The organism is Streptomyces sp. NPDC004561 (genome assembly GCF_053602155.1).
In genome coordinates, this window is record NZ_JBSGDB010000860.1 from 1 (window position 1) to 1,781 (window position 1,781).

A 1,781-nucleotide genomic window follows, 5' to 3' on the forward strand; every position below is an offset into this window, starting at 1 on the left:
GCGTGGACGGCAGTGTGGCAGAGTCTCGATGCCGATCTCGCCCGCAGCAAGCTGGCCGCGCGGATCCCGAACGAGCGTCACGGAGCCGGCACTAGAGCCACCCGGCGAACTCCAGCAGCAGCTCCCCGTCCTTCGGCCGGCCCACCCGCAGGGCCCGTACGCCGGACTCCACCGCGCGGAACAGCGTCCACCCCCGCAGCCGCTCCTGGTCGACCTCCAGCGACTCCGCCAGCCGCTTGATGCGGCGCCGGGTGATCGCCGCGCCGGACGGCGAGGCGATCAGGTCCTCGACCCGGTCGCGCACCAGCCGTGCCAGATCGAACGCGCTCTCGCCGACCACCGGGTCCGGGCCCACCGCGAGCCACGGCATCCGCTCCCCGGCGAGCACCTTGCTCTGCCGGAACGTGCCGTGCAGCAGCCGGTGCTCGGGCGGCGCGGCCAGCAGCTCCTCGCGGGCCGCGAGCGCCGCGTCGACCAGCGGGGCCGCGTCAGGCTCGTGCTCGGCGCCCGCGCGCATCGCCGCGGCCTGCCGGCCGGTGCGCTCCGTCACGGTCTCGAAGACATGACCGGCCGGTGGGGCCACCCAGAGCCGGCGCAGCGTGCCCGCCGCCTCCAGCAGCGCCTTCGCCTCCGGCAGCGACCGCACCGAAACGTCCGGGTGCAGCCGCTCCAGCAGCAGCGCCCCTTCCTCCGCATCGGCTGCCGGCTCCGCGTCGGCTTCCAGCAGCTGTACGGCGCCCAGGCCGCCCCAGTGCGCGAGCGCCGCCCGCTCGCTCGCCGGGCGGGCGCGCGGCGGGGCCAGCTTCAGCACGGCCGGGGTGCCGTCGGCCCGGCGGACCAGCACCACCAGACTGCTGCGGCCGCCCGGCACCTGGACCCGCTCGACGGTCAACTCGCGCCGGGCGACGGCCCGTTCGGCCGTCTCGGGCAGCCGCGCCAGCCAGTCGTCACCGGCCGGTGCCGTCTCACCGAGCGCCCGCACCAGGCGCTGCGGCGGTTCGAAAGCCATGCGCGAGTCGTTCCCTTTCTCCTGAGCCTGTCGTACGGCGCTCAACGGGTCGCCGGCGCGGAGGCCGACGGGGTCGCACCGGCCGCGCCGGTCCCCGCTGCGGTCCCCGTGGCGGCCCGCTCGGCGAGCCCTGGGAAGGCTACGCTCTCCCCGCTCCAGCGCACCGACCGCACCGCGGCCTCCCGCAGCGCCCCGGCGGCCGAGGCCCGCCGTGCGCCGGTCGTCGCCCGCACCAGGTCCGAGTAGACCCCGGCCACCCGCTCCTCCAGCTGGGCTGCGAGCCGTACCGCGTCCGCCGGGGCGTGCACCGGGAACGGCAGGGCGTACGCGGCGCTCGCGGCCACCGGCTCCCCGCCCAGGTCCCGCACCTCGCGCACCAGCGCGTCCCGGCGGGCCCGGTGGGCGTCGTACGCGGCCCGGGCCTCGGTCCGGCGCGGGGCGCCGATCTGGCCGCCGACGACGCCGTACCCGTAGACCGCCGCGTGCTCGGCCGCCAGTGCCGCCTGCAGCGCGGACAGCTCGGCCTTCGCGGATCCGTCGCTCACTTCGCTCCCTCGGTCAGCAGGTACGCGTGCGCGGCCCCGGCCGCCGCCACCGACGCCAGCAGCCGGGCCGGCTCGCCCGGCAGGTCGAGCAGGGCCTTCGCGCGCTGGTCGGCGAGCGTGCGCTCGGCGGCGGCCAGCGCGGCGAGGGCGTCCTTCTCGGTGGCCGGCGCGGTCGGCACCGAGGGGGAGGCAGAGCACGGACCGTTCGCCGTGGTCGGCCGCCCCCC

At 77.9% G+C, this 1,781-nt stretch carries 2 protein-coding genes and 1 pseudogene; all 3 read right to left on the reverse strand.

From position 1 onward, the window contains the following. Window positions 1-91: 91 nt before the first annotated feature. Window positions 92-1,009 (reverse strand): aminoglycoside phosphotransferase family protein, encoded by a 918-nt coding sequence (locus ACWEN3_RS46160; RefSeq protein ID WP_452984385.1) that lies wholly within the window; start codon window positions 1,007-1,009, stop codon window positions 92-94. 41 nt (window positions 1,010-1,050) lie between these two features. Next, the gene (locus ACWEN3_RS46165; protein WP_452984387.1) at window positions 1,051-1,554 is read right to left on the reverse strand and encodes a ferritin-like domain-containing protein; all 504 of its coding nucleotides are present in this window, start codon (window positions 1,552-1,554) and stop codon (window positions 1,051-1,053) included. Next, a pseudogene (locus tag ACWEN3_RS46170) lies at window positions 1,551-1,781 on the reverse strand (hypothetical protein); the annotation flags it as partial. The gene ACWEN3_RS46165 and the pseudogene ACWEN3_RS46170, both read right to left, overlap by 4 nt.

Bases quoted from the DNA above. Each gene is read 5' to 3' on its own strand.
- ACWEN3_RS46160 (WP_452984385.1), bottom strand. From the start codon at position 1,009: ATGGCTTTCGAACCGCCGCAGCGCCTGGTGCGGGCGCTCGGTGAGACG.